This window comes from Pseudomonas sp. NPDC087342, from assembly GCF_044744265.1.
Lineage (GTDB): Bacteria > Pseudomonadota > Gammaproteobacteria > Pseudomonadales > Pseudomonadaceae > Aquipseudomonas > Aquipseudomonas nunensis.
Genome location: NZ_JBIUXZ010000008.1, coordinates 48616 through 57230 on the forward strand (window position 1 = coordinate 48616; position 8615 = coordinate 57230).

The 8615-nt window shown below is 61.2% G+C and carries 8 protein-coding genes; 6 read left to right on the forward strand and 2 right to left on the reverse strand.

All coding sequences use genetic code 11. The features are described 5' to 3' along the window. Window positions 1–530: 530 nt before the first annotated feature. Complete coding sequence (gene rmf, locus ACIOYV_RS18080; protein ID WP_003223300.1) at window positions 531–746, forward strand: ribosome modulation factor; 216 nt, start codon at window positions 531–533, stop codon at window positions 744–746. Window positions 747–1032: 286 nt separating this feature from the next. Here the strand turns inward: rmf and ACIOYV_RS18085 are convergent, their stop codons facing one another. Further along, window positions 1033–2052: a quinone-dependent dihydroorotate dehydrogenase gene (locus ACIOYV_RS18085; protein ID WP_054054022.1), complete on the reverse strand. Its 1020-nt coding sequence runs from the start codon at window positions 2050–2052 to the stop codon at window positions 1033–1035. Between the two features lie 228 nt (window positions 2053–2280). Between ACIOYV_RS18085 and ACIOYV_RS18090 the strand changes: the two genes are divergently transcribed. The 5 genes from ACIOYV_RS18090 to cobA all read left to right on the forward strand — a co-directional run bounded on the left by ACIOYV_RS18090 (window position 2281) and on the right by cobA (window position 8113). Further along, window positions 2281–3492 (forward strand): CmpA/NrtA family ABC transporter substrate-binding protein, encoded by a 1212-nt coding sequence (locus tag ACIOYV_RS18090; RefSeq protein ID WP_401325699.1) that lies wholly within the window; start codon window positions 2281–2283, stop codon window positions 3490–3492. Window positions 3493–3506: 14 nt separating this feature from the next. Beyond that, window positions 3507–4082, forward strand: a complete 576-nt coding sequence (locus ACIOYV_RS18095; protein WP_123403267.1) for an ANTAR domain-containing response regulator — start codon at window positions 3507–3509, stop codon at window positions 4080–4082. 331 nt (window positions 4083–4413) lie between these two features. Beyond that, window positions 4414–5625 (forward strand): NarK/NasA family nitrate transporter, encoded by a 1212-nt coding sequence (locus ACIOYV_RS18100; RefSeq protein WP_054054016.1) that lies wholly within the window; start codon window positions 4414–4416, stop codon window positions 5623–5625. 10 nt (window positions 5626–5635) lie between these two features. Further along, complete coding sequence (locus ACIOYV_RS18105) at window positions 5636–7306, forward strand: protein kinase (protein WP_401325703.1); 1671 nt, start codon at window positions 5636–5638, stop codon at window positions 7304–7306. A 42-nt stretch (window positions 7307–7348) separates the two neighbouring features. After that, a complete protein-coding gene (gene cobA, locus ACIOYV_RS18110) occupies window positions 7349–8113 on the forward strand; it encodes a uroporphyrinogen-III C-methyltransferase (RefSeq protein WP_401325706.1) in 765 nt (254 codons plus the stop codon). Window positions 8114–8198: 85 nt separating this feature from the next. On the opposite strand, the gene ACIOYV_RS18115 is transcribed toward cobA, so the two are convergent. After that, window positions 8199–8615, reverse strand: a 417-nt coding sequence (locus tag ACIOYV_RS18115) for an OmpA family protein (RefSeq protein ID WP_401325708.1), incomplete at its 5' end; no start/stop codon positions are given.

Here is an 8615-nt window from a genome sequence, read left to right on the forward strand (position 1 = left end):
TGGAATTTCAGAGCCTTTGGCTAAGTGAACCGACAACGCATTGCCGGTCCGGTTTTCAATCAGGCGCTTTTCTAAAAGAGCGCCCGCGTGGCACGAAGGTGTGCCGTCCCACCCTGACTGCTCGGTTAAAAGAGCTTAGATGCCAGGGCAGATAAAATAGTTGAAGCAACAAAATGTCATAAAGCGACCCTTCGTCGAATAGTACCCCAGCGCAAACGTGGGTCATTCTCACTAAAGGATTAACCTCGTCATACAGCGCGGAGCTGATCATACCGGGGTTTGGCCAATCAACACGGGTCAAACATCGTGTTACTTATGGCCATAGCATCTTTCTGGTTACGTCCTTATGACAAAACGATCATTCCATCAATGTGACGCATTGGTTAGAACTCAACACAGGTTGACGTCGCAACGGCGTCAACACCTTGGCTCGTGACGCCGGCAGCGAGCCGCCAACGGCAGAATTTTTCTGCCAGACCTCGATTGAGGTCGACGCGATGAAAACAGTCAACAAGTGAGGGCAACACCCTATGAGAAGACTTAAGCGTGATCCGTTGGAAAGAGCATTTTTACGCGGATATCAATATGGCGTTGGTGGCAAATCCCGTGAGCTTTGCCCATTTACTCTACCGTCGGTACGCCAAGCCTGGATTAACGGCTGGCGCGAAGGACGCGGCGACAACTGGGACGGTATGACCGGCACTGCGGGAATCCATAGACTCAACGAACTTCACGCCGTTGGCTAACAAAGGGCCTGACACTGCAACACAATCATCTGACTACGTAACACATTAACCACGCACGTCCCATCCGGACGGCGGGCTCCGGCCCAGGGGCACCTTCGAGGTGCCCTTTTTTATGTCTGCGCTTCCGGCCACCACTCCTGTAGCAGCTGCCGAGCCCCGCGAGGCTGCGTCCGGCGGCGGAGCCGTCGTAAAATCAGATACGCCGTCTCACAGTTGCACCGTGCATGCAGGTTTTACGGCGGCTTCGCCCCCGAACGCAGCCTCGCGGGGCTCGGCAGCTGCTACATCAGCGCAAGGCGGCTATGGCGTCAACGGATTCACGGATCAGCGCCGGGCCTTTATAGATGAAGCCCGAGTAGAGCTGCACCAGACTCGCACCCGCAGCGATTTTCTCAGCCGCGTGCTTGCCTTCGGTGATGCCACCCACCGCGATGATCGGCAATCGGCCGGCCAATTCTGCCGCCAGGACCTTCACGGTGTTGGTGCTCTTGTCGCGAACCGGCGCGCCGGACAGACCGCCCGCCTCGTCGCCATGTTCCAGGCCTTCGACACCGACACGGCTCAGGGTGGTGTTGGTGGCAATCACCGCGTCCATCCCGGTTTCGATCAGCGCTTGTGCGACCTGTGCAGTTTCTTCGTCCGTCATGTCCGGGGCGATCTTGATCGCCAGCGGCACGTGCTTGCCGTGACGCAGCGCCAGTTCAGCCCGGCGCTGGGCCAGGTCGGCGAGCAACTGCTTGAGCGAATCACCGAACTGCAGGCTACGCAGGCCCGGGGTGTTCGGCGAGCTGACGTTGACCGTCACGTAGCTGGCGTGGGCGTAGACCTTGTCCAGGCAGATCAGATAATCGTCCACCGCCCGTTCAACCGGGGTGTCGAAGTTCTTGCCGATGTTAATGCCCAACACGCCCTTGTACTTGGCGGCTGCGACGCGAGCCAGCAGGTGATCGACGCCGAGGTTGTTGAACCCCATGCGATTGATGATCGCCTCGGCTTCCGGCAAGCGGAAAATCCGTGGTTTCGGATTGCCTGGCTGCGGACGCGGGGTGATGGTGCCGATTTCGACGAAGCCAAAACCCAACTGGGCAAAACCGTCGATGGCCGCGCCGTTCTTGTCCAGACCAGCCGCCAAACCTACAGGGTTCGGAAACTCCAGGCCCATGACCTTCACCGGCACTTTCGCCGGCGCCTTGCACAGCAAGCCGTTGAGGCCCAAACGCCCGCCCGCGCCGATCAGGTCCAGGGACAGATCGTGGGAGGTTTCCGGGGAAAGTTTGAACAACAGCTGACGGGCCAGGGTGTACATGGGCGGGTTTGACTCGGATGGCGGCGAAATGAGGCGGCGATTATAGCCGGGCATCGGGGTCGCAAGCGAGGCGCACACACAAATCAGCGTTCGATGGCATATGCCTTGCACCGGCATAGCCATCAGTACTCATGCCAACGACGGGATGAGTCGACGGACAATGGCGTCGTCATCCGGTTCTGCTCGCGCGTGGACCTGGGACGACGTTTTTTTTGCAAGGTGTTAACGATGAATGAAACCACAGCCGGCCCGCTGGCCTGGGTCAACGGCAGCGATGCCCCGGAAAAGTCCGCAATCAATGTAGGCTTCATGGCCCTGAGCGACTGCGCCTCGGTGGTGGTCGCCGCCACCCAAGGCTTCGCCCAACCCTATGGCCTGACCCTGAATCTCAAGCGCCAGTCGTCCTGGGCCAACCTGCGGGACAAACTGGTCAGCGGTGAACTCGACGCCGCCCACAGCCTCTATGGGCTGATTTACGCGGTGCACCTGGGCATCGGCGGCGTTGCGCCTACGGACATGGCGGTGTTGATGGGCCTGAACCAGAACGGCCAGAGCATCAACCTGTCCCACGGCTTGCAAGCGCTGGGGGTGACCAGTCCTGAAGCACTGCACCGGCGCGTGCACCAAACTCGCCCAAAACTGACCTTCGCCCAGACCTTTCCCACCGGCACCCACGCCATGTGGTTGTATTACTGGCTGGCGAGCCAGGGCATTCATCCATTGCAGGATGTCGACAGCGTCGTGGTACCGCCGCCGCAAATGGTCGCGCACTTGCAGGCCGGGCGTATCGACGGCTTCTGCGTCGGTGAGCCATGGTGCGCCAGCGCGGTCGATCAGAATCTCGGCTTCACCTTGGCGACGACCCAAAGCATCTGGCCCGATCACCCGGAAAAAGTCCTCGGCTGCACCCGCGCTTTTGTCGAGCAATACCCCAACACCGCCCGGGCGCTGGTGATGGCGATCCTCGAAGCCAGCCGCTTTATCGAAGACAGCCAGGAAAACCGTCGCAGCACCGCGCAGTTGTTGAGCGCTCCGGAGTATCTCGACGCGCCTGTGGAGAGCATCGAACCGCGATTGCTGGGGGATTACGCCGATGGCCTGGGCAATCGCTGGCAAGACCCGCACGCGCTGCGTTTCCATGGCGGCGGCGAGGTCAATCTGCCGTACCTGTCCGACGGCATGTGGTTCATGACCCAATTCCGCCGCTGGGGTTTGCTGCGCGAAGACCCGGATTACCTCGGCGTGGCGCGCAAGGTCCAGCAACTAGACTTATACCGTGAGGCCGCAACAACGGTAGGCGTTGCCGCCTGGGGCCAGGAAATGCGCAGCAGTCAGTTGATCGATGGCAAAGTCTGGGATGGCTCGGACCCGGCCGGTTACGCCCGGGGCTTCAAGCTCCACGCCATGAGCGACAGCTCGCCCCTTCTCGCCAGCCGCTGACAGGAGACCGCCACATGTTGCGAATCCTGCTGATCAACGACACGGCAAAAAAAGTCGGCCGACTGAAAGCCGCCCTGACCGAGGCCGGGTTCGAGGTAATCGACGAATCCGGCCTGACCATCGACCTGCCCGCACGCGTCGAAACGGTGCGTCCGGACGTGATTCTGATCGATACCGAGTCACCGAGCCGCGATGTGATGGAACAAGTGGTGCTGGTAACCCGCGATCAGCCCCGACCGATCGTAATGTTTACCGACGAGCACGACCCCGGCGTGATGCGCCAGGCAATCAAGTCCGGGGTCAGTGCCTACATCGTCGAAGGCATTCACGCACAACGCTTGCAGCCGATTCTCGACGTGGCCATGGCGCGTTTTGAAAGCGACCAGGCCCTGCGTGCGCAACTGCATGCGCGAGATCAGCAATTGGCCGAGCGCAAGCGCATCGAGCTGGCCAAGGGGATGCTGATGAAGATGAAGGACTGCAACGAAGAAGAGGCCTACACCCTGATGCGCCGCCAGGCCATGAGCCGCCAGCAGAAGCTGATCCAGGTGGCGGAGCAGATTATTGCCATGAGTGAGTTGTTGGGTTGAAGGACGCCTTCGCGGGCAAGCCTCGCTCCTATAGCGATTTGCGTGATTAACAATTGGCGCAAGACCTGTAGGAGCGAGGCTTGCCCGCGAATGGCCACGACACGATCCCGGCTGTTGGCACAAATCTCGCTACGTAATCCACACAGGTAACCAACGGCGGTTGCCCCACCTACGACAAAGACGTCGCTCACCTCGTTCGCCCCATGGCGGATCAGGTGGCGGCGTTTTTTTGTTTTGGCCCCTGAGACCGGGGCCGGTGGTGCGGCCGTTGCGGCGCCCCACCTGCAAGCTCATGACTCCTTCTCGAGACGCTTAACAGCTGAGGTGCGCGATGAATTCAAGCTTCTGGAAATCCGGCCATGCCCCGACCTTGTTCGCGGCCTTCCTCTATTTCGACCTGAGCTTCATGGTCTGGTACCTGCTCGGCCCTCTGGCGGTGCAAATCGCCGCCGACCTGCACCTGACCACGCAACAACGCGGGATGGTGGTGGCCACGCCGATTCTGGCTGGCGCGGTATTGCGCTTTGCGATGGGCCTGCTGGCTGATCGCCTGTCGCCAAAAACCGCCGGGCTGATTGGCCAGGTGATCGTCATCTGCGCATTGTTCGGCGCCTGGAAACTCGGGATCCACAGCTACGAACAGGCGCTGGTGCTGGGGCTGTTCCTCGGCATGGCCGGCGCGTCCTTCGCCGTCGCCCTGCCGCTGGCGTCGCAATGGTATCCGCCAGAGCATCAAGGCAAAGCGATGGGCATCGCCGGTGCCGGTAACTCGGGCACTGTCTTGGCAGCGTTGATCGCCCCGGTATTGGCCGCATCCTTTGGCTGGAGCAACGTGTTCGGCTTCGCCCTGATCCCGTTGATCCTGACCATCATTGTCTTCGCCTGGCTGGCCAAAAACGCTCCGGAACGGCCGAAAGCCAAGTCCATGGCCGACTACCTAAAAGCCCTGGGTGACCGCGACAGCTGGTGGTTCATGTTCTTCTACAGCGTGACCTTCGGTGGCTTCATCGGCCTGGCCAGCGCCTTGCCCGGCTACTTCAACGACCAATATGGCCTGAGCCCGGTGACCGCCGGTTACTACACCGCCGCCTGCGTGTTCGGTGGCAGCCTGATGCGTCCGTTGGGCGGCGCCCTGGCGGATCGATTCGGCGGCATCCGTACCTTGCTCGGAATGTACACAGTGGCGGCAATCTGCATCGCGGCGGTGGGTTTCAACTTGCCGAGCTCCTACGCGGCGCTGGCGCTTTTCGTCTGCACCATGCTCGGTCTGGGTGCGGGTAACGGCGCGGTGTTCCAATTGGTGCCGCAGCGTTTTCGTCGGGAGATCGGCGTGATGACCGGGCTGATCGGCATGGCCGGCGGCATCGGTGGCTTCGCCCTTGCGGCGGGCATGGGCGCGATCAAGCAAAGCACCGGCAGCTATCAAATGGCCCTGTGGTTGTTCGCCAGCCTGGGCGTGCTCGCCTGGTTCGGCCTGCACGGCGTGAAACGTCGCTGGAGAACCACTTGGGGTTCGGCAGCGATGACGGCCGCTCGGGTCTGAGGCGTCGTCAATGAGCCTGCAACTGAGTTTCGCCGAAGCCAGCGCTATCGGCCCGCGCGAGGAAAACCAGGACGCCTTGCGCCTGGTGACCCCGGCCCCGGCGCTGGCGGCGAGCAAGGGTTACCTGTTCGCCATCGCCGACGGCGTCAGCCAGTGTGCCGATGGTGGTCTCGCCGCCCGTTCGACCTTGCAGGCGCTGGCGCTGGATTACTACGCCACCCCGGAAACCTGGGGCGTGGCCCAAGCGCTGGATCGCCTGCTGTCGGCGCAGAATCGCTGGTTGCAGGCCAATGGCGGTGGCCAGCCGCTGCTGACCACGGTCAGCGCTCTGGTCATGCGTGGCAGGCGTTTTACCCTGGCGCATGTTGGCGATTGCCGAGTGTATCGCTGGCACGCCGATCAGTTGCAGCGAGTCAGCGAGGATCACGTCTGGGATCAGCCGGGCATGCAGCATGTGCTCAAGCGCGCGCTGGGGCTCGATCAGCATCTGGTGCTGGATTTCCTCGATGGCGAACTGCTGCTCGATGAGAGCTTCGTTTTGCTCAGCGACGGGGTTTGGGCGGTATTGGGCGATACCGCGATAGCCGGGATCTTGCGCGATCAGCCTGATCTGCAAAGCGCCGCGCAGACCCTGGTCAACGCCGCGCATCTGGCTGGTAGCCAGGACAACGCCAGCGCCCTGCTGGTGCGGGTCGATGCCCTCGGTGAAACCAGCATCGGCGATGCGCTGATCCATTTGCAGCAATGGCCGCTGCCGCCCGCACTGAAACCAGGGCAGTTCTTCGAAGGCTGGCAGGTCGAGGGTGTCCTTGCCCAGAGCCAGCAATCGCTGCTTTACCGGGTGCGGGATGCGCAGCAACAACCCTGGCTGCTGAAAACCTTGCCCGGGCATCTGCACGACGATCATCTGGCCGGGCAGGCCTTGTTGTCGGAGGAATGGTTTCTCAAACGCGTGGCCGGGCGGCACTTTCCTGAAGTGCATGCCGCCAGCCAGCGTCAGCATTTGTACTACGTGATGCGTGAATATTCTGGATCGACCCTGGCGCAATTGCAGGACCGAACCGGCCCGCTGCCCTTGGCGCAGTGGCAAGAACTTGCCGAGCGCCTGCTGCGGGCAGTGGGCATGCTGCATCGGCGGCAGATCCTGCATCGCGACATCAAACCGGAGAACCTGCTGCTGGGGGACGACGGCGAATTGCGGTTGCTGGACTTCGGCCTCGCCTACTGCCCTGGCCTGTCCGAAGACCAACCAAGCGCCCTGCCCGGCACACCCAGTTATATCGCGCCGGAAGCCTTTCGCGGCGAAGCACCGACGCCGCAGCAGGATTTGTATGCGGTCGGCGTGACCCTGTTTTTCCTGCTGACCGGGCAGTATCCCTACGGCGAAATCGAAGCCTTCCAGCGTCCGCGGTTCGGCGTGCCGGTCAGCGCCAGTCGCTATCGTCCCGACTTGCCGGAATGGCTGGCGCAGAGCCTGGAGCGCGCGGTCGCGGTTGATCCGCTGCAGCGCTTCGAAACGGCTGAAGAATGGTTGTTGCTGCTGGAGCAAGGCGAGCGCCGGAGCTTGAGTGTGAGGCCCAGGCCACTGCTGGATCGCGAGCCACTGAAGGTGTGGCGGACGCTGGCCTTGGGTTCGCTGGTGGTGAATCTGCTGCTGTTGTTTCTGCTGTTTCATAACTGAGTGTTGGCACAGCCGACGCCGTTATCCTGTGAGGAAAATTCGATGAGCGCAAAAGTCTGGCTGGTGGGTGCGGGTCCCGGCGATCCTGAATTACTGACCCTGAAGGCTGTTCGGGCCTTGCGGGAAGCGGATGTGGTGCTGATCGACGACCTGGTCAACGAAGCGGTACTGGAACATTGCCCTAAAGCGCGGATTATTCCCGTCGGCAAGCGCGGCGGCTGTCGCTCCACGCCGCAAGCGTTCATTCATCGGCTGATGCTGCGTTATGCCCGCCATGGCAAATGCGTGGTGCGGCTCAAGGGTGGCGATCCGTGCATTTTCGGGCGTGGTGGTGAAGAGGCGCAGTGGCTGCGCGAGCGTGGCGTTGATGTGGAGCTGGTGAATGGCATCACCGCCGGACTGGCTGGCGCGACGCAATGTGATATTCCACTGACCCTGCGCGGTGTGGCGCGGGGCGTGACGCTGGTCACCGCGCACACGCAGGACGATAGCAGCCTGAATTGGCAGGCCTTGGCCCAAGGCGGGACGACGCTGGTGATCTATATGGGTGTAGCGAAACTGAGCGAGATCCGCGAGCAACTGCTGGCGGGCGGCATGGCGGTAGATACGTCAGTGGCGATGATCGAAAACGCTTCACTGCCGCATCAGCGCGAATGTCGCAGCGTTCTGACAGCCATGGAAGACGATGCCCACAGCTTCGAGCTCAAGAGCCCGGCAATCCTGGTGATAGGTGCGGTGGCAGCGTGTGCCGCGTCCTCCATGTGGGAGCGTGGCTTGCCCGCGATGGCGGCCGATCAAACAGCCTGAACCCACCTGATTCAACTTCCCCTTCATCAAATCGCAGACAAAGAAAAGCCCGGCCTAAGCCGGGCTTTTCAGAGCTGCAAGATAATTACTTACCTTGGGCTTCAACCTGCGCTTCTACGCGACGGTTTACAGCGCGGCCAGCTTCAGTTTTGTTGTCAGCAACTGGGCGGGATTCGCCGTAGCCAACAGACTGAACGCGGGACGATTCAACACCGTACTGGTTGGTCAGAACTTGTTTAACGGCGTTTGCACGACGCTCGGACAGTTTCTGGTTGTAAGCGTCAGGACCGACGGAGTCAGTGTGACCTTCAACAGTAGTGGTGGTGGATGGGTACTGTTTCATGAAATCAGCGAGGTTTTTGATGTCGCCGTAGCTGTTAGGCTTGACTACCGACTTGTCGAAGTCGAATTTCACGTCCAGCTCAACACGAACAACTTCAGCAACTGCTGGGCAGCCATCAGCGTCAACAGTTACGTTGGCTGGGGTGTCCGGGCACTTGTC

Coding starts and splice junctions, on each gene's coding strand:
- ACIOYV_RS18105 (WP_401325703.1), top strand. CDS start 5,636: ATGAGCCTGCAACTGAGTTTCGCCGAAGCCAGCGCTATCGGCCCGCGC.
- ACIOYV_RS18095 (WP_123403267.1), top strand. CDS start 3,507: ATGTTGCGAATCCTGCTGATCAACGACACGGCAAAAAAAGTCGGCCGA.
- cobA (WP_401325706.1), top strand. CDS start 7,349: ATGAGCGCAAAAGTCTGGCTGGTGGGTGCGGGTCCCGGCGATCCTGAA.
- rmf (WP_003223300.1), top strand. CDS start 531: ATGAGAAGACTTAAGCGTGATCCGTTGGAAAGAGCATTTTTACGCGGA.
- ACIOYV_RS18090 (WP_401325699.1), top strand. CDS start 2,281: ATGAATGAAACCACAGCCGGCCCGCTGGCCTGGGTCAACGGCAGCGAT.
- ACIOYV_RS18085 (WP_054054022.1), bottom strand. CDS start 2,052: ATGTACACCCTGGCCCGTCAGCTGTTGTTCAAACTTTCCCCGGAAACC.
- ACIOYV_RS18100 (WP_054054016.1), top strand. CDS start 4,414: ATGAATTCAAGCTTCTGGAAATCCGGCCATGCCCCGACCTTGTTCGCG.